Origin of the sequence: Collinsella sp. CLA-AA-H302, assembly GCF_040093305.1 — a bacterium.
Lineage (GTDB): Bacteria > Actinomycetota > Coriobacteriia > Coriobacteriales > Coriobacteriaceae > Collinsella.
The window spans coordinates 178633-198429 of record NZ_JBBNJW010000005.1; the positions used below are offsets into that span (position 1 = coordinate 178633).

General features: G+C 61.7%; 14 protein-coding genes. 1 reads left to right on the top strand and 13 read right to left on the bottom strand.

Annotated features, from left to right (window positions below):
• Nucleotides 1–43: 43 nt before the first annotated feature.
• Nucleotides 44–763 (bottom strand): YoaK family protein, encoded by a 720-nt coding sequence (locus tag AAAV21_RS05430; protein WP_349107997.1) that lies wholly within the window; start codon nt 761–763, stop codon nt 44–46.
• 253 nt (nt 764–1016) lie between these two features.
• Between AAAV21_RS05430 and AAAV21_RS05435 the strand changes: the two genes are divergently transcribed.
• On the top strand, nt 1017–3143 hold the full coding sequence (locus tag AAAV21_RS05435; RefSeq protein WP_349107999.1) for a YgiQ family radical SAM protein: 2127 nt from the start codon (nt 1017–1019) through the stop codon (nt 3141–3143).
• Here the strand turns inward: AAAV21_RS05435 and AAAV21_RS05440 are convergent.
• The 12 genes from AAAV21_RS05440 to AAAV21_RS05495 all read right to left on the bottom strand — a co-directional run bounded on the left by AAAV21_RS05440 (nt 3140) and on the right by AAAV21_RS05495 (nt 19359).
• Complete coding sequence (locus AAAV21_RS05440; RefSeq protein ID WP_349108001.1) at nt 3140–4051, bottom strand: type II CAAX endopeptidase family protein; 912 nt, start codon at nt 4049–4051, stop codon at nt 3140–3142. The two genes, AAAV21_RS05435 and AAAV21_RS05440, sit on opposite strands and share 4 nt — an antisense overlap.
• An 88-nt stretch (nt 4052–4139) precedes the next feature.
• Nucleotides 4140–4343 carry a hypothetical protein gene (locus AAAV21_RS05445; protein ID WP_349108004.1) on the bottom strand — a complete coding sequence of 68 codons (204 nt, stop codon included), beginning with the start codon at nt 4341–4343 and terminating at the stop codon, nt 4140–4142.
• A 215-nt stretch (nt 4344–4558) separates the two neighbouring features.
• On the bottom strand, nt 4559–5935 hold the full coding sequence (locus tag AAAV21_RS05450) for an ATP-binding cassette domain-containing protein (RefSeq protein WP_349108005.1): 1377 nt from the start codon (nt 5933–5935) through the stop codon (nt 4559–4561).
• 3 nt (nt 5936–5938) lie between these two features.
• Nucleotides 5939–6994, bottom strand: coding sequence for an ABC transporter substrate-binding protein (locus AAAV21_RS05455; protein WP_349108007.1), 1056 nt, complete (start codon nt 6992–6994; stop codon nt 5939–5941).
• 2 nt (nt 6995–6996) lie between these two features.
• Nucleotides 6997–8751 carry a [FeFe] hydrogenase, group A gene (locus tag AAAV21_RS05460; RefSeq protein WP_349108023.1) on the bottom strand — a complete coding sequence of 585 codons (1755 nt, stop codon included), beginning with the start codon at nt 8749–8751 and terminating at the stop codon, nt 6997–6999.
• 50 nt (nt 8752–8801) lie between these two features.
• Nucleotides 8802–10634 (bottom strand): NAD(P)-binding protein, encoded by a 1833-nt coding sequence (locus AAAV21_RS05465; RefSeq protein ID WP_349108009.1) that lies wholly within the window; start codon nt 10632–10634, stop codon nt 8802–8804.
• Nucleotides 10635–10889: 255 nt separating this feature from the next.
• Nucleotides 10890–12272 (bottom strand): 6-phospho-alpha-glucosidase, encoded by a 1383-nt coding sequence (locus AAAV21_RS05470; RefSeq protein ID WP_349108011.1) that lies wholly within the window; start codon nt 12270–12272, stop codon nt 10890–10892.
• Between the two features lie 3 nt (nt 12273–12275).
• The gene (locus AAAV21_RS05475; protein ID WP_349108013.1) at nt 12276–13892 is read right to left on the bottom strand and encodes a PTS transporter subunit EIIC; all 1617 of its coding nucleotides are present in this window, start codon (nt 13890–13892) and stop codon (nt 12276–12278) included.
• Nucleotides 13893–13991: 99 nt separating this feature from the next.
• Nucleotides 13992–14846, bottom strand: a complete 855-nt coding sequence (locus AAAV21_RS05480) for a PRD domain-containing protein (RefSeq protein WP_349108014.1) — start codon at nt 14844–14846, stop codon at nt 13992–13994.
• A gap of 18 nt (nt 14847–14864) precedes the next feature.
• The gene (locus AAAV21_RS05485) at nt 14865–15377 is read right to left on the bottom strand and encodes a PTS glucose transporter subunit IIA (protein WP_158549283.1); all 513 of its coding nucleotides are present in this window, start codon (nt 15375–15377) and stop codon (nt 14865–14867) included.
• 343 nt (nt 15378–15720) lie between these two features.
• Entirely contained in the window at nt 15721–16422 is a 702-nt protein-coding gene (locus AAAV21_RS05490) for a 4Fe-4S dicluster domain-containing protein (RefSeq protein ID WP_233502373.1), read from the bottom strand.
• Nucleotides 16423–17103: 681 nt separating this feature from the next.
• Nucleotides 17104–19359, bottom strand: a complete 2256-nt coding sequence (locus AAAV21_RS05495; protein WP_349108016.1) for a DEAD/DEAH box helicase — start codon at nt 19357–19359, stop codon at nt 17104–17106.
• Nucleotides 19360–19797 lie beyond the last annotated feature (438 nt).

Sequence of the window (19797 nt, forward strand, 5' to 3'; positions counted from 1 at the left end):
AGATAGTTTTTCTGGCTCCTGAATGTTGTTACGAACATGCACCTTAGCGCTTAAGACTCGTGGTCTGCCAGTCAGCTATGATGCGGGCCCATTTCCTGTGCAAGTCGCGCTCACGGTCGATAAACATGATGGCAAACGCCACGAACAGCAGCACGCTCGCCACCGCAATGGCGTGCAGGCCCATGCGCTCAATACACCAGTTGCCCAACACGGCGCCAAACACAAAGGTAAAGATCACGCCAAAGTACAGCAGGCCGTTTTCCAAAAAGCCGCGCTTGTGGGTGATGATGTAATCGTCCACGTTTTGCAGCGCGTTGCGCAAGTTGCCGATGCACATGGTCGTGGCGATGCCGTGACCGTGGATCTTGCGGAAGCTCTCGACTTGCATACCGCAGGCAAACGAAGTGAGGCAGTTGGCGAGCAGGTTGTAACCGCCGCCGGGGATAAAGCTCACGCCTAGCAAGATGACGGCTTCAAAGAACACCGTCACCTGGCGCCAGTGAATCACACTGCCAAACCGTTCGTGAACCAGGTCGGCAAGCATAATGCCCACGGCAAACGACACCACAGGGAAGAAATAGCGTCCCGCCAGCGCCCAGTTGCCTTCCGAGATGCTCACGCCCACGAGCAGGATGTTGCCCGTCTGCGCGTTTGCGAAAACATGATCGCGCCCAATGTACGAATACACATCCATAAAGCCACCGGCGAGCGCCAAGATGATGCCCAGCTCAATAGATTCCGATATCTGTTTGGCACGCTGCATCGTCGTGCATCCTCCTTGTTGACGACTCTCTCGTGCGTTGGCGGAAACATAGCCGCCGTTCATACTGTAACCCATTGACAACATGGCGTGCGCGCGAGACGAACCCTTCAGCGCAGGGATACACAGTCTGGAAACAAACGACACCCGCACCGACGCGCCGATCCGCCAGCTCATGTTCTCCACCAGTCTTTTTAGCCCCGTCCCAAAAAGACTGGTTACAATTACGTGCAGCATACAAACATCGGGAGGGATCGTGGCAAAAAAGCCTCAGCACGCTCAGAGCAACCAGCGCAGTCAGCAGGGCAAACAAGGCCAGCAGCAAAAGCGCGGCGGTAAGGCGCAGGCCACAACCGCCAAGGCCACACCCGCCCGCCCCTGGCGCCCGGGCCGCGACAAATTCCTCCCCGTCAGCCGCGCCGACATGGATGCGCGCGGTTGGAACCAGTGCGACTTTGTCTACATCTGCGGCGACGCCTACGTGGACCATCCCAGCTTTGGCATGGCCATCGTCAGCCGCGTGCTCGACGCGCACGGCTACAAAGTGGGCATTATCTGTCAGCCCGACTGGACCGACCCCGCCAGCATCACGGTGCTCGGCGAGCCACGTCTGGGCTTTCTCGTCAGTGCCGGCAACATGGACTCCATGGTCAACCACTATTCGGTGACCAAGCACCGCCGCCACACCGACGCCTATACCCCCGGTGGCGAGGAGGGGCGCCGTCCCAACCGAGCCGTCACGGTCTACGGCAACCTCATCCGCCAGACGTTCAAGGACGCTCCCATCATCATCGGCGGTATCGAGGCAAGCCTGCGCCGCCTGGCCCACTACGACTACTGGCAGGACAAGCTCAAGCGCTCGGTACTGCTCGACTCGGGCGCCGACATCCTCATCTACGGCATGGGCGAGCACGCGATCGTCGAGATCGCCGACGCACTCGACGCCGGACTGCCCGTCGATCAGATTACCTATATCAATGGCACCGTCTACCGCACCAGCTCGCTCGACGAGGTCTACGACTACGACCTGCTGCCCAGCTGGGACGACCTTGCCACCGACAAGCTCAACTACGCGCGCAGCTTTAACGTGCAGCAGCAGAACATGGACCCCATCACCGGGCATCGCCTGGTAGAGCCCTACCCCAACAGCGTCTATGTGGTGCAGAACCCGCCGTCGGCGACGCTCACCACCGACGAGATGGACGAGGTGGCCGAACTTCCCTACGCACGCGATTGGCACCCTGACTACGATGCCGCAGGCGGCGTGCCGGCCTTTGCCGAGATCAAGTTTTCGATCAGCTCCAACCGCGGCTGTTTTGGCGAGTGCTCGTTTTGCGCGCTCACCTTTCACCAGGGTCGCGTGCTGCAGATGCGCAGCCACGACTCGATCATGCGCGAGGCTGAGCTGCTCACGCGCGATCCCGAGTTTAAGGGCTACATCAACGACGTGGGCGGACCGACGGCAAACTTTAGCCGCCCTGCATGCGACAAGCAGCTCAAGCACGGCGTGTGCAAGAACAAGCGCTGCCTGTGGCCGAGCGTATGCAAGAACATGGTGGTCGACGAGAGCGGCTACACGCAGTTGCTGCGCGACCTGCGCCAGCTGCCGGGCGTCAAGAAGGTCTTCGTCCGCAGCGGCATCCGCTTTGACTACACCATGGCCGATGCCTCGGACGAGTTTTTGCGCGAGCTACTGGAGCACCATGTCTCGGGCCAACTACGCGTGGCACCCGAGCACGTGAGCGATGCCGTGCTGTCTGTGATGGGCAAGCCGAGCCGAGCCGTCTACGATGCGTTCTGCCGTAAATTTGAACGCTTGAACCGCGAATACGGACTCAAACAGTACGTGGTGCCGTACCTAATCTCGAGCCACCCCGGCTCGACCATGAAGGAAGCTGTGGACCTTGCCGAGGCCGTGCGCGACATGGGCTACATGCCCGAGCAGGTGCAGGACTTCTACCCCACGCCGTCCACCATGTCGACCTGCATGTACTACACCGGCGTGGACCCACGCACTATGCAGCCGATCTACGTGGCACGCGACCCACACGAGAAGGCCATGCAGCGTGCGCTCATCCAATATCGCAAGCCCGAGAACTACAAGCTCGTGCGCGAAGCACTGGAAAAGGCCGGGCGTCGTGACCTGATCGGCTATACAAAGCATTGTCTGATTCGCCCCGTGCCGCCACGCCCGGGCGAGACGTCTGCTGGCGGTGGGCATGGCACCGGCAAGAAGGGCGGCAAGCCGCACGGTGGCGCCGCCGGCAAGGGGCCCAAGGGCAGCAAGGGCCACGGCGGCATGTCGCGAGCGCAAAACACTGCCGGGCGCAACCGTGCAGCTCAGGGGCGTCAGGGCGCCAACCGAGGCGGACGCCGCAACTAGGACAGCGGTGCTGTCGCTATGCCCGTCTCGCATGCGTGGCGCAGTGAGCGCATCGTCTCCACGAGGATTATGCCGGCTATGGTGACCGTGATTACCACGTCGAGCGGTGTGTTCACAAGGCACAACAGGCCCATCAGGTACGACCCGGCGTTAAAGGCAAAGTGCAGCAGGATCGTGTAGCGGAGCTTTCCGGTGGTCACAAGCATCCAGCCAAAGATGAGGCCGGCGACACCTGCATAGCAGCCCTGCACCCAGTTCATGTGCATAAAACCGAAGATCGCCGCCTGCAACACGACCGCCGCGGCGATACCCCAGGTACTCGGGGCCGCCCAGGGCACCATGGCGCCGTCTTGCGCCCGCGTGCGACGCAGGCGCTTCCAAAGTTGGCGGCACTGCGGATTAAACGCTCGGAGCGAAAACTCAAAAATGATGCCGCGCACCAGGAGCTCTTCACAAAATGGGGCGCCGAGCACCGTGGTCAGGACGGCAAGAAGGTTGGTATCGCCCATGCCTGTTTCCTCGACGAGCTCGCTATAGTCTGCCGCAACCTCGGGCAGCAGTGACAGCACGCCGTCGCATAGGTAGCTAATGACCACCTGCATGGATAGGCCGATCACGACAACGCATGCGATGCGCTTCCAAGCAGCATTTGCTCCCCCGCCGAGCGGGCGCTCGCCTTGCCGGCGCGCCATGAAGGAGCGGGGCCACAGATAGCGCCACCACAGCAGCGCCATCAAAAACGATGCCGTCTGAGCGGCAGCCTGGAACCATTGGATATCGAGATTGTCGATCGGATAGCCCGTCAGCACCGACACGGCATCGAGAACAGAAAACAGAACCAAGCTCAGGGCTATATCGGCAGCGACAACACCAAAACAGGCAAGCGCCCACGCTATCGCATTGAGCATGCCAACCTCCTCAAAACCTGGCACTTAGGGACGTTCCTTAACTGCCGGCAGAAAAGGAACGTCCCCAAGTGCCGGCAGTTTGGGACAGTCATTGTTGATGAGAATCGGGTGCAGTGCCAAAGGCCCCGCTGGGCGAAATGTCAAACGGGAAGGTGCCGCAGCGATTGAACGCAGCGATGAACATGCGGATGGCGTTGGACGGCGTGGTGCCCACGAGTTGGGTTGCCGCCACGAAGGCCGCCTTTTCCTCGGGCAAGACCTTCGCGACAACCGGGGTCATGTGTTCTGCCATGGCGCTTCCTTTTTGAAACGACGGTGGTGCGGATAGATGCGGGCCACGCGGCTGGGCGACGGGCTGTGAAGGCAACCCGATTGGCCCGCATCCGGAGTTTGTTTCTACGGCGTTGGTATTACTTGGTATTCCTAAGTATTACCCCGCAGATAGAATACCACACCCGACCCCATGGGGACGGAGGAAAACGGATCATTTTGTTGCTGAGTTAGTATTTAGAGCGTGATGGTGTCCGAGATATTGAGCGCTTGAGCGTCGGTGGCGTCGTGCGTGGCGAGCAACAGCATGCGACCGTCGAGTAAGTCGAGCACAGCGTCGGCCGTCACATCGCGCGCGGCGGCATCCAGGCCGGTAAAGGGCTCGTCAAGAATCACCGCGCCGCCCGGGCACAGCAGGGCTCGAGCGATCTCGACGCGACGGCGCTGCCCGCCCGAAAGCTCGGTCACGCGAGCATGAACATCGACCCCCGGCACCAGCAGGAGCAGCAGGGCCGCGGCGCTCGACGCGCCCACGCGCGCATCGGCACACACCAGCACGTTATCCAGCGCCGAGGCGGACTCGACCAAGCGTGCATCCTGAAACACCATCGAGCACGGCGCGCACTCCCCCGCTGCCAACGAAAGCAGCGTCGACTTACCCGCACCCGAGGCGCCCATCACACAGATACGCCCACCCGCGGGCACGTTGAGCACCAGTCCGTCCAGCGCCGGCGCCCAGGGCGCGCGATCGCCCACGGCAGGCGCAAGCTCCGCTGCAGCGCCATCGCTCGCAGCCCCCGCACGCCCGCGAGCACCGCGCCCATGCGCCCGCACGGCCGCGCGCCACGCCACGGGCCCCGAAACCCGCAGCAGCCACACCAGCACGCGCTCACACGCCCACGAGGTGGCAACGACCAGCACGGTCCACGCCAGCAGATCAGCCGTCTCAATCAAAAGCTTCGCCTGATAGATGCGCTCACCCACGGTACCCACCGCCATGCCGATCAGCTCGGCTGCCACACCGGCCTTCCAGCTCATGCCGATCACGGCACGCGCACACGAAAGCACAAACGGCAGGACTTCGCGCCAGGTATGGGCGCAAAACAGTCGCCAGCCCCGCACGCTGTGCAGGCGGAACATCTGCTTCAGCGGTTTATTCACCTGTGCCAAGCCCTCGGCCAGCGAAAAATACACGCCCGGCAGCGCCATCAAAAAGACCGCTGCAATGCTCACGCGCGCCGACCCCAACCAAATGAGCAACAGGACCACCACGCAGGCAACCGGCGTCGCCTTAACAAACGAAAGCGCCGGCGCCACCAGGTGGGCAAACGTCCGCGAGTGCGACGAGACTCCGGCGAGCACGCCGCCGCATACCGCGGCAAGCGCCAGCCCGCCCAGAATCCGCACACCCGAGCCCGCCAAAATCGCCCAGGTACCGTCATCGCACACCAGGCGCAACAACGCCGCCACAACAGCACCCGGCCCCGGCAAAATCAGCGGCTGCGCCACCAGCGCCGCCACCAGCATCCACACGGTAAGCCAAAAGGCGGCAACGGCACCTGCTGCCGCCACCGCCTTCATACGCTCTGTCATTTGTCGAGCAAACGCACGCACGGGCTACTCCATGTAGTAGAAATCGTCAGCCGGAAGTTTACCACCCACGGCACTCGCGTCCGCGTCGAACAGCACCTGCAGATACCCGCTAAGTGCCGCCTTCATATCCTTGCCCGTCTGGCAGACAAGCATGCACCCGGGAATCGCCTTCTCGGCGATCTTGGCGTTGTCCACGATGCCGGCATCGACCACGGCCTGCGCCCAGTCTGCCGGCGCCGCATTGACAGCCTTAACGCTCGCCGCATGGCAGCTCAAGAACTCCGCAACGGCCTCGGGATGTTCCTCGGCAAACGCGCGGCGCACCACGGTCACGCCCGTCAGCAAGCGCGAGCCCGTGTCACCCGCCAGCTCGTCCCACACATCGGTCAGACTCACCGGTGCCGACAGCTTGCCCTCGCTCTTTGCGATGGCAGCGGTCTTGAACGGCTCGGGCAGCACGCCCACGGCAGACGGATCGGCAAGCAGGGCCGACAGCACCTCGGTGGGCTCGCTCTTAAACTCGAGCGTCACCTGGCCGGTCAGGCCCGCGCGCTCCAGCAGGTAGTTCATGACGTACTCCGGCGTCGTGCCCTTGCCCGTCATGTAGACGGTGCGACCCGCCAGGTCGCCAAACGAAGCCACGCTCGCGTCGCCCGTCACAACGTTCAGCACGCCCAGCGTGTTGATGTCGATGACCTGCACCGCACCCTCGGTCTTGTTGTAGAGCACGCTCGCCACGTTGGCGGGCACCAGGGCAATGTCGATATCGCCCTGAATGACCTTGGGCACGATCTCGTCGGCGGCGGTGTTGATCGCAAAGTCGAACTCATTGTCCGTCTCGCCATCGGCAGCCTGGTCCATAAACTGCACCAGACCGATCGAGGTCGGTCCCTTGAGCGAGGCGACGTGCACCTCGACCGGCTCTGCAGCAGCACCGGCGCCGTCCGTGGCAGCCGAGCCCGCAGCAGACCCCGCCCCCGCGGCCCCGCCGCCACATCCAACCAGCGCAAGCGACAGCGCGCCCGCGGCGAGCGCCGAGGCAAACCCCCGGCGCGAAAGCTCAAATTCAAATGCACGCATCGTTAGCACGTCCCTTCGTTAGGCATCATCCAGGCGTGGTGGTCGGTATGCAGCAGCTCCTCGGCCAGCGGCGAGAGCGGCTCACCCAAGAACTCGCGATAGCACGCCTGAACGCTGGGGTTCTCGTGCGAGAAACGAATATCCGCCGCCGCATCGAGGCCCCAGAGCACCTGGCCGCGCTCTGCCGCAAGCTCGCAGCCGTCATGGATGGGCTGACCGCCGCCACCGACGCAGCCGCCCGGGCACGCCATGACCTCGATGAAGTCATAGCTCACGCGGTCGTCGCGAATCGCGTCGAGCAGACGAGCGGCGTTGCCCAGCCCGTGCGCCACGGCGACGCGCACCTTGGTGCCATCGATATCGGCCACGGCTTCCTTCCAGCCGTCGAGCCCGCGCACGTCGGTAAAGAAGTCCGCGTCGGGGTTCTTGCCCGTCACCAGGTAATACGCTGAGCGCACGGCGGCCTCCATCACGCCGCCCGTGGCGCCAAAGATCACACCCGCGCCCGTGCCAAAGCCCAGCGGCGTATCGAGCGGCTCCTCGACCAGTGTGTCGACGCTCACGTGGCTCGCGCGGATCATGCGTACCATCTCGCGCACCGTCAGTGCAACGTCCACGTCGGGCGCACCGTCCTCGCCCACCATGCTCGGCAGCGCGCACTCGGCCTTCTTGGCCGTGCACGGCATCACGGACACCACGAACAGGCGCCCGGGCTCCACGCCCAGCACCTTGGCGTAGTAGGTTTTGGCGATGGCGCCGAACATCTGCTGCGGCGACTTGGACGTGGACAGGCTGTCGACAAACTCCGGGTAGCGCGCCTTCACAAAGCGCACCCAGCCCGGGCAGCAGCTCGTGAACATGGGCCAGCCGCGGCTGTCACCTTCGCCCTTGGCGACGGCGCCCAGGCGCTCGAGCAGCTCGGAGCCCTCCTCCATAATGGTGAGGTCGGCCGAGAAATCGGTATCGAACACGTACTCAAAGCCCACGCGGCGCAGCGCGCACGCCAGGCGCTCAACGGTTGCCTCCTCGCGCGGAATGCCAAGTTCCTCGCCCCAGGCGCTACGCACGGCAGGCGCGATCTGCACCAGCACTATCTTGTCGGGATTAGCGAGCGCGTCAAACACGGTCTCGGTATCGTCGCGCTCGCGCAGCGCGCCCGTCGGGCAATGTGTAATGCACTGGCCGCACGCGACGCAATCGGTCTTGCCGATCGGCGCGCGCCCGCGGGTACCCACGGCGGTATGCGTGGCGCGGTTGGTCAGGTCCCAAATCCCTAGGCCCTGCACGCTCTCGCACACCTTGATGCAGCGCATGCATTTAATGCACTTGTCGTTATCGCGGATGATGGGGAAATCGAAGTCCCAGCCCTCGCGCGCCAGGTGCTGCTCGTACGGCAGATAGAAGATACCCAGGTCATTGGCGATGGTCTGCAGGTTGCAGTTACCACTGCGCACGCAGCTCGTACAGCGTGAGTCGTGCTGGGACAGCAGCAGCTGCACGTTGGTGCGACGCGCCTCGCGGGCCTTGGGGCTGTTGGTGTGGACCACCATGCCGTCGAGCACGTAGTTGTTGCAGGCGGCAACCAGCTGGTCGCAGCCCTCAACCTCGACCACGCATACGCGGCAGCCGCCGATCTCGTTTAGATCGCGCAGGTAGCACAGGGTGGGAATCTGGAGGCTGACGGACTTGGCCGCATCCAGGATCGTGGTGTGCTCGGGAACCACGACCTCGCAATTATCGATAGTGAGCTTGACCATGTTATGCGCTCCGTTTTCGGTGTTGTCGCTGACGGTGGTGTTGTTGGGCTCTACCATTCCAGGTTCCTCCCTCCGCGGAACGCGCCAAAGCCGAAGTGATCGCAACGCAGGCAGCGGCTCGCCTCCTGGCGCGCCTCCTGCTCGGTGAGACCCTGCTCGACCAGATCCCAATCGTGAATACGCTCGCCGGCCTCGCGCTCGCCCAGCTCGCAGCGGCCGCACTCATGCTTGCCCTTAAACTGGACGGTCGGCAGCTCGACCTCGAGCTTGATCTTGTGGTCAAAGCCCAGGTAGCGGTCGATATTTGCCGAAGCCACGCGGCCGGCGTTGATGGCACGGATGACGGTGGCGGGACCGGTCTGGCAGTCACCGCCGCTAAAGAGGCCATCGAAGTTGGGCACGGCGCCATCCGAATCGGTGACCACGCAGCCCCACTTACAAGCGATGCCCATGTCCTCAAACGGCTTGGAATCGATGTCCTGGCCAATGGCCACAAACACGCGCTCGCAGGGAATGACGCGCTCGGGCGTGGCGGCGGCACGCGGGGCCGGACGCCCACGACGGGGCTCGCCGATAATCTGCGGCTGCACGCGCAGGCCACTCACGCGACCTTCCTCGCCCGTCTCGATAGCGAGCGGGGCGGTCAACTCCAGCACCTCGCAGCCCTCGGCCTGGGCGCCGGCGATCTCGGCGTCCTGGGCCGTCATGTCGCAGATGCGACGGCGGTAGACGATGCTCACCTTTTCGGCACCGCAGCGCACGGCGGAGCGCGCCACGTCCATGGCCACGTTACCGCCGCCGATGACGCACACGCGCTGGCCGCTCAGGTCGGGCAGCTCGTCATCGCCGATGGCGCGCAGCATCTTGACGGCCGACTCCACGCCGGGAGCCTCTTCGCCCGGAAGGCCGAGCTTCTTATCGCTGTGGGCGCCAATGGCCAGGTAGACGGCATCGAACTCGTCGCGCAGACGGGCAAGCTCCTCGCCGTTGACGGAGTGGTCGAGCTCCACGTCGATGCCGGCGCTCAAGATCCAGTCGATCTCGGCCTGCAGGCGCTCGCGCGGCAGACGATAGCTGGGGATGCCGTAGCGCAGCATGCCGCCCAGGTGGTGGCGCTGCTCCAAGATGGTCACCTTGTGGCCCATCACGGCCAGGTAGTAAGCGCAAGAAAGACCGGCCGGGCCGCCGCCGATCACGGCGACGCGCTTCCCGGTGTTGTCCACCACATGCGGCTTGTGGTCGTTGAGGTCGCTATGCTCAACGGCAAAACGCTTGAGGGCGAGGATGTTCATGGGGTCGTCGACCATGCCACGGCGGCAGTGCATCTCGCAGGGATGCTCGCACACCAGGCCGCAGACGAGCGGCAGTGGGTTGTTCTTGCGGATGACCTTGACGGCGTCGGCATACCGGCCTGCCTCGACGAGCGAGATGTAACCGGGAATGTCGACGTGCGCCGGGCAGCCCGAGACGCACGGGACGCGGGCCTCGCGGTCAAAGCCGCAGGAGTGCTCGCGAATGTGGTGCTCAAAATCGTCACGGAAGCCGCGAGTGGCCGTGAGTGCCATGGCGCCGGCTTCGTAGCCGATGGCGCAGTCGCTCGAAAGGTAGATGGTGCGGGCCGTGCGCTCAATCAGGTTGAGCGTGGACTCATCGGCGCGCCCTTCGAGCACATCGGCGAGCAAGTCGCTCAGCGCGCTCAGGCCCACACGGCAGGGTGTGCACTTGCCGCAGCTCTGGGTGGAGCACAGGTTAACGAGCGCTGCCGTAAACTCAACGGGACACGGGGCGAGCGAACTCACCGCCAGACGGCGTCCGAGCGCATCGTGCAGGTCGTCCATGACGGCCTGAGCGTGGCTGCGTTCCATTACGTGCAGTCGAGCCATAAGATCCCCTCTCACATGGCAGCCCGGAGGCGAAACCGAGCGAAGTTGCTACACGCACAACACTGACCTATAAAATTGTTTGGCAGCGACACGGTTCGGCAGGCGGTATGAAACGTCGTCCTTAGCGGTGAAAACGAACATTTCCGCAGATAAATGCCATATTTGATAAAACGCGTTACCAATGACAATGCCCCGTCCACGCAATCACGTGGACGGGGCATTACTCTAGGTATGCGGTCAGCGACCCTGTTGCTTTTACTTAAGCTCGGGCCAGTAGCCCTTGTTGGCCTCGATCATGTCGTCGAGAACCTCCTTGGCGACCTTCATCGAAGGCACGGTCTTGTTCAGCGTAAAGGCTTTGAGCGCCTTCTCGTAAGAACCCTCGATCGTAGCCTCGACCACGAGCTTCTCGGAGTTCAGCTGCTGCATCATGAGGCCCTGCTGGAACAGAGGAATGTTGTCGCGGCTGATGACCTCGGGGCCATTCTTGCCAATGTAGGCAGGCAGCTCGACCATAGCGTCGTAGGGCATGTTGGGGATAGCGCCCTTGTTCTCGCAAATGACCAGGAAGCGCTGCTTGGTGTCGTTCTTCAGAGCGATAGCCAGATCGGCAATCCAGTCGCCGTGGCTGCCCGCATAGAACGTGCTCTCGTCGATCTCGCCCGTCTTCTCGTAGTGGTCGATGCCGTCGAAGAGGTTCTTCTCACGCGTCTCCTCAACCTCGTTAGCACGGGTGCGCTCGGGGTTGGAATGCTCGACGAACTCCTTCTGCTGCAGGTAGTAGTTCAGATACGTGTTGGGCAGGTACTCCGGGAAGCACTCCATGATCTCGTACTCGCCCTTCCAGACGTAGTACCAGCTGCCCTTGGTGTGGCGGTTCTGCTCGGGGTGCTCGTCAGTGGCCTCCTCGGGCTTCTTTGCCATGAGCGAGCCCATGCCCTTGAGATAGGAGTCGGGCAGCAGAATCTCATGCTCCTTGATGTACTCGCGCAGCTGCGGGAGCACCTCCTCGCCCTTGTGGCGAATCGAGGTGAACCAACCAAAGTGGTTGAGCCCAAAGTAATCGTACTCGACATCCTTCTTGTCGATATCGAGTGCGGCGCAAACCACGTCGATGATCGCGATCGGCATGTCGCAGATGTTGATGATGCGAGCGTTGGGACGCAGCACGCGGCAGCCCTCGGACACGATGGCGGCAGGGTTGGAGTAGTTGAGAATCCAGTAGTCCTTCTTGGCGTACTTCTCAACGTCATCGATCAGCTCGACCATGGGGAAGATGGTGCGCATGCCGTAGGCAAGGCCGCCGCAGCCGCAGGTCTCCTGACCCACGCAGCCGTGACGCAGCGGAATCTTCTCGTCCTGCTCGCGCATGGCGTAGCCGCCCACGCGCATCTGGGCAAACACGAAGCTCGCGTCGGTAAAAGCCGTCTCCTTGTCGGTGGTCACCGTAAGCTTGATGTTCAGGCCAAGGTCCTCGTGCAAAATCCAGTCCACGAGCACGCCGATCTTGCGCTGACGCTCCTCGTTGATGTCGTACAGACGAATCTCGTCAACGTCGAGCTCGTCCTTGCGCAGGGCGATGGACTTGACGATGCCGGGGGTAAAGGTGGATCCGCCACCACACAGAGTAATGATCATTGTTTACTGCTCCTTCTCAATTGCGTTTTCGACCTTGTCGCGCATCTCGGCGACCTTCATGCCAAAGATGATCTGGATATTGTTGCCGTTGCGGTTGATGCCGCTGTTGGGCACGTGGTTGATGAGGCTCTCATCGATGAGGTCCGGGTTCTTAACGTTCACGCGAAGACGCGTAAAGCAGTTCTCGAGCTCCTCGATGTTGTCCTTGCCGCCAAGACCTGCGACCAGGTCGGCAATGCCTGCATCGACGCCCTCTGCGGGAGCTGCGGCAACAGCGCCCTGCTTCACCGCGACAGACGCGGCGGCCTCGCCCTCGGCAACGGACTCGGCGAGCTCGGACTCCTCCTCGCGGCCAGGCGTGTGGAGGTTGAGCTTCTTAATCAGGAAGGTGAAGAGGAAGAAGTACAGAGCGGCGTTGACGACTCCGAGCACGAGCATCATCGGCCAGTTGGTCTTATCGACACCAAGGACCAGGTTGGAAACCACGATGTTGATGATGCCGCCTGCAGTCGAAGCGGGCACGGAGAGGACCTTGAGCAGGACCAGGAAGATACCGGAAAGAACCGAGTGAACAACAAAGAGCACGGGAGCGGCAAAGACAAAGAGGAAGTCCATGGGCTCGGTGACACAGGAGAGCACGGCGGTGATGATCAGCGGGATGATAACGGCCTTGGTCTTATCCTTGTTCCCCTTGTAAGCGGTGAAGATAAAGGCGAGACCGATACCGATGTAGGGCCACAGGTTGTTGAAGGTGTAGCTGTTGAAGTAGGTGCTATCGGAGAAGGGCTGGCCCGTCATTGCCATCTCGGCAACACGGATGGGATAGGCGCCGGCGATAACCTGATCACCCAGCGTCAGGGTGCCGCCCACATCGGAGAACTGGAACGGGGTGTAGATGAGGTGATGCAGACCGGTAGGAACGAGCAGCTTGTTGAGCATGCCGTAGATAAACAGACCGATGTTGCCCGACTCCTTAATGATGCCGGCAACGGAGGAGATGGCACCCTGAACCGGAGGCCAAACGATGCAGAAGCCAGCACCCATGATCCAGGAAATGATGATCATGATCAGGAACGGGAAGCGAACGCCCGAGAACATCGAAAGGGCAATGGGGAACTGCTTGTTCGAGTACTTGTTGAACACGGCACCGGTGATGCAACCAAGAATGATGCCGCCAAACACGCCGGTATCGAGCACCTGAATGCCCATAACGGTGCTCTGGCCGGTTCCGGTAAGACCGAGCATGCCGCTCGCTTCGGCAAGAGAGCCGGTGGCGTTGAGCACGATGTTGTTAGCCTGCAGGAACAGGAAGAACGACATCAGGGCGATCAGCGAAGCATGGCCCTTGTTCTTCTTTGCCATGGCGCCGGCGATGCCCACGCAGAACAGAATCGAGAGGTTGTTGATGATAAACATCAGCGACTGATAGACAACGGCGCCCACAAGCTGGAACGGACCGGAGCCCAGTACGGGGATCAAGGCGCAAATGGTCTTGTTGGTCAGAATAATGCCCACGATGAGCAGAATGCCGGCAACCGAGAGATACATCATCGGCTGAACGATTGACTTCGCGAACACCTCCAACGGCGCTTTGAAATTGAACTTCTTTTTTGCGGTCATAGCGGTACTCCCCTTCCTTTTCCGCAAATTAAGACAGATGTGCCCTGGACAAGGCCATAAGCCCTGCCTCATATCAATCGATGTGTGGGCACGTTATGCCTAGAGACCAGGTTCTCCAAGCAGGTTAACAATGTGGTAAGCGAGATAACTCTTCTCGGCATCGGTAACGACAACGTTATAGGTAGACGACAAGTGGGCGGCTATGGCGTCCGCGCACGAGAACGCGCACGGATACTTAGTTTCATCGATTCGGAACAGTGCATCGTCATTGATCTGCCCGGCCGCGGGGTCAAGCGCCCGCTGTGCGAAAAACTGCAGGTGGCGGACGAAACGCTCATAGGGCAGCGAGGTGTCATCGAGGGTCGTGGCATAGCGCTCGGAAACAATCGCGAGCACGTCGCGAACAAGCTGGACCGAGATGATGAGACGGTCGGAGCGTTGCGGCATGGTGGCGTTGACGATATGCAGCGTAATAAAACCCTGCTCTTCTTCGCTCATCTGGAAGCCCATATACTCCTTGACAATCTGCAGCGCACGGCCCGCAAGCGCGTACTCCTTGCGATAGAACTGCTGGATCTCGAGCAGCAACGGGTTCTCGCAGGGAACGCCCTTGCGCTCACGCTCCAAAGCAAGGCTGATATGGTCTGCGAGAGCGATGAGGATCTTGTCGTTGATATCGACATTGAGCTCTCGACGAAGCATCTGAACGATGTCCTCGGAAATCACGAGGTTGACGGTGGGGATGGACTCCAAAAGATGTGCTAAGCGGTCAATCGTACGCGAATCCTGAGAAGTGCCCTCCTGCAGCGCATAGGTCTTTTCGACCGATGCTTCATCGATAGCGTCGCCGGCATGACGGCCAAAGCAGAGGCCTCGACCGATGACAATGAGCTCGGAGCCATCGTCCGAAGTGACCATTGCGACGTTATTGTTGAAAACTCGCTTGATAACCACGGTACCCACCAAAAGAATTTACTCGGAAAGCCAGACGACAGGCTCTTTAACAGCAACAGGGCCGGAAGCGTGCTCACGAAGAGTCGAGTTCTCCGAACGCTCGCACACGATAACGAAGACCGTGGGATCGAAGCCGGCGGCGCGGACCGCGTCAAAATCGACCTCAACGAGGGGCTGGCCCGCGTCGACATGGTCACCCTGGGCAACAAGCGCATGGAAGCCCTTGCCCTCAAGTTTAACAGTGTCGATTCCGATATGCAGCATCACCTGAGCAGAGCTGTCGTCGGACATGATGCCCAGTGCATGCTCGGTCGGGAACAGCGCCGCGACGGTACCGGAAACAGGAGCGCACACCGTTCCCTCTTGGGGAACCACGGCAACGCCATCGCCCACGGCACGGCTGCTAAAAGCGGGGTCATTGGTATTTTCTAGATGAACAAGCTCGCCGGAAACAGGAGCGAGGATTTCGAACTCGGAAGTTGCAGTCTTCTGCTCATCCGAACCGCCCATCAGGCGAGAAAAGAAACCCATGGTGGCATGTCCCTTCATAAATATAGCCCAACCAAAATCAAGCGAATGCGTCCATAGAGACACATCCGTTCAAAGACTTTGGTTAGGCCCACGTCCGAGGGACTCGGTAACCTTCCGCATTTCTTTTTACGGGAGCTATTGTAGACAAGCCCAAAGCCAGAATAGTCATTATGACCGGTGAGCGGTATTTTTTCTTCGATAAACGGTATTTAGGCAGCACTTGGGGACGTTCCTTTTCTGCCGGCACTCGGGGACACTCCTCACTCTGGTGCATTGGGGACAGGTTTGTTTGCACCAGGTTGGTGCAGATTAACCTGGCCCCATTGCACCAATTTCGTATGCGCTAGACAAAGAGCTCGCATTCCTTCCGCACGACGCAAACCTTGCTCAGCATCTGGGAAACAGCGGATAGCTTGTTGGGATCAAGCTTACGAGCGCCTCGCGGGCATACGGCAATGCAGCGCATGCAGGAGATGCACGCCTCGCCAGCTGCTCGTTTGGGGTCACCCTTGTCGATAGCACAAACGGGGCACGCCGCGGCGCATGCACCGCAGGAGACGCAATCCTCTGTTGCCTCAGGTGCCATGCGGTGACCTCTGGCTTGTTTGTAAGGACGATTGCCGGGAATAGAGGGCTCGGATGTATCCTCAGCCAACAGCTTTTGCTGAATTTGCTGCGCAAACTCTGCGAGCTGCGCCGCATCCTGCGCATCCGGTCGCCCAGCAGCAAACTGTCGCGCAATGGAATGTTCTGCAATGGCTGCAACTGCCGCGATTACCCGGAATCCCGCATGCTTCGCAACGTCCTCCAGCTCTACGAGCGTGTCCTCAAACGCGCGGTTTCCGTAGACGCACACCAGAACGGCCCGCGCTCCGTTGCCGTGAACCATGTTCAGTCGGTCGACCACCACGGCAGGGACTCTGCCGGCATACGCTGGCACGGAGATAACAGCCACGTCGTCCTTCGTCATCGAGACCTCGTGGAAATCCAACCCGCTATCGGTCAGATCGACGGTAACGGTATTCTTGTCCAGCGCTCCAGCCACAAGGCAAGACACCTTCTCCGTTCCACCCGTCGGACTAAACACAATTTCAAATACGCTCATCTAGACACCCTCCCCCTACGCTCAGCAACGCGTCAAGCCGTTTTCACATCCAGCCAGAGTATACGGCACGTGGGGTCCCCATTTTGGCGCACCAAGCACCCCAATGCACCAACCCTACGCTGCCTGCCTCTTCGTTTTGTATAAATTACGGTACAGATTGTATATATTTACGGGATGCTGCCGTGTTCTCCCAAGGTACCCCATCCTGGCCCGTGCAAAAAACGGAGTATTCTGCAACGTGACCGCGCCAGCACCGCCGCGGGCGGGCAAAACTGTAGGGCGCTGCGTCATTTAGGGTTCCGACATAGCGAGAATGACGTACCTTTGCTTCGAAAAACGGCGAAATCTAACTCAAAACGCTCATAGGGAGTATCTGAAGGCCACCGTTGGCAATACCGAATCGTATGCAGCCAGCTAGAGCTGCTGAATACTCCAAAAAATGCACGGCACACCCCATGGGACCCATTGCCGCATGGCAGGAAACAGGCCCACGGCATCTTCTAGATGCATTCCCGAGGAAATCACATTTGAACTAGCGATCGGATACGGCAAACAAAAAGGGCCCCGAGTGTAGTTGCTCAGGGCCCTTGGTTCACCTCGCTCTAGTGGGCGATGCGTATGCTATTTGCGCTTGCCGCCGCCGTCACCGGGACGACGGGAGCTGCCGCCGCGCTTGCCGCCACGGCTGTTGCCATAGCTGCCACGGTTATCGCGACCGCCGGCGCGGCCGCCGCGGGAGCCGGCCTGGTTGCCGCCACGCCCGCCACGATAGCCGCCACGACGCTCCTCGCGGGTATCGTCGTAGTTGCGCCAGTCATCGCGACGATCGCGGCTGGCACGCGGATCACGACGATCGCGCGACTCATTCGAACGACCGGCGCCGCTGCGGCCACCGTTGCCACGAGCGCCCTCGCGACGCTCACCACCGCGGCCGCCCTCGCGGCCTCCGCGCTCGTCAAAGCGCTTGCCGCCACGGGACTCGCCGCCGCGGGTGCTACGCTCACCACGGCCTTCGCCGCCACGGCGCTCATTGCGCCCGCCGCGCTCGCCATCGCGACCGGAACGACGACGGTCGCCCGCACCGCGTTTGCCGCCACGCGAACCGCGGCCCTCGTCCTCGCGCTCGACACGGCGACGACCTCCACGGTCCTCGTCCTCACGACGACGGCGGTGTGCCTCGCCCTGGAACTGCTTGGCACGGCGCTCGGCACGGTTGCCGCGCGGGCCCTGCTCAACAGCACCAGCGCGCTCCTCGGCAGCCACCTCGCGAGCCACGCTCTCCACAGCCTCGTCCACGCGAGCCTGAACGCCCTCGCGCACGCGGGTCTTGCCGCCGCGCTTAGGACGGCTCGGACGCTCGCCGTCGCCGCGACGCTCGTCACGACCGCGGTTGGAACGACCGGCCACATCACCGTAATCGTCGCCGTTGCGCTTGCCGTCGCGACGCGCCTGCTCAAGCTTCTTCTTGCTCTTGGACTTGCCTCGCTTGGTCTTCTTCTTCACCTTAAAGGCCGCAGGGTCGCGCTCGGGATCAACCGCGGGCGGATTGGGGCCCACGTGCAGGTCGCCGGCCTCGTAGATGTCGGCGGTCTTGTCCATGAGTTTCTCGATCTCGTAGAACTCGTCCACGTCCTGCTCGGTCACAAACGTAATGGCCCAGCCCAGCTCGCCGGCGCGGCCCGTACGGCCAATGCGGTGGATATAGTCAGTCGGCTCGGCCGGCACGTCAAAATTCACAACGTAGCGCACGTCGCTAATGTCGATGCCGCGGGCGAGCACGTCGGTTGCCACCAGCACGTCGACGGTGCCGTCGCGGAAGGCCGAAAGGGCACGCTCGCGCTGGGCCTGGCTGCGGTTGCCGTGAATCGCGGCGGCCTTGATGCCCTTACGCTCCAGACGACGGCAGCAGCTGTCGGCGCGATGCTTGGTACGCATAAAGACGATGGTGCGCTCCGGACCCTCCTTCTTGAGGAACTCGGACAGCAAGTTGTTCTTGGCCTCGATGGACACCGGGAACACAAACTGGTCGACGGTGTCGGCGGTCGATGTGGCGGGCGCGATCTCCACGCGGGCCGGGTCGCTCACCAGGTCGGTGATCTCACCCACGGCCTCCTCGTCGAGCGTCGCCGAGAACAGCAGCGTCTGGCGCTCGGCCGGCGTCTCGCGCACAATGCGGCGGACGGCGGGCAAAAAGCCCATGTCGAGCATGCGGTCGGCCTCGTCGAGCACCAGGACCTTGACCTCGTCCAGGTGGCAAGCGCCCTGCTCGATCAGATCGACCAGACGGCCCGGCGTGGCAACCAGGATATCGCAACCGTACTTAAGTGCCGCGGTCTGCGGCTTGTAGCTCACGCCGCCCACGACAGTCACGGCAACGTGGCCCGTGACGTCGGCGATTTTGCTCGCGACCTCGTCGATCTGCTGGGCAAGCTCGCGCGTAGGGGTGATGACGAGCATCACGGGGCCACGGCCGTTGCCCTCGGGCTTCTTGGCACCGCGACGGCGGTTGCGGCCGCCGCGCTCACGCACGGGTTTGGGCGGAGCGATGTGCTCCAGATTGTTCATGGTCGGCAGCAAAAAGGCGGCCGTCTTGCCGGTGCCGGTCTGAGCGGCGGCAAGCAGGTCGCGGCCTTCGAGCACCACAGGGATCGAGCCGGCCTGCACGGGCGTCGGCGCCGTGTAGCCCAGGTTCTCGATGGCACGAAGCATCTCGTCGGAAAGGCCCAGCTCGTCAAAGGCGGGCAGGCTCTCGGTAGCGGACTCGACGGCCTGGGCAGCATTGGCCTCATCGGCGGCATCGAAGGCAGCCTGGGTCATGGCCTCACGGGTCTCGTCCAGGATCTCGGCGTCGGTGACGTCGGATACAGAATTACGCATATGTTGTTGTTCCTTATCTGCACGCGCAATGGGCACGGCATGCGGCCGCGCGGGCGTGCTTGGTAGTGCGCTAATACATACAAAAACGGGTGCGCACAGAGAGGACGTTGCTCAGCACGCTGGCGATCGCTTTGGCAGCCCTATCACGCGCCGTCCAGACGCAGCAGCTCTAAGCGATGGAGCAGATTCGCCGCTGGTTAGTATACCCGTGCATCGCATGCCCCCACGTAAACCACAGATGACGAAGCGGACGGAGTGGGCCCGAGGTGAGCCCGGCTGATTGTCTCAATCTGTAACAACTATGGAGTAAAACCGGGTCTACATGTTACAGATCGAGACAAGCGGTCGGCACGGTTCGCAAGCATCTCGATCTGTAACAGTTACGGAGCAAAACCGGCCCCAAATGTTACAGAACAAGACAGAGAGAGATTACCGTCC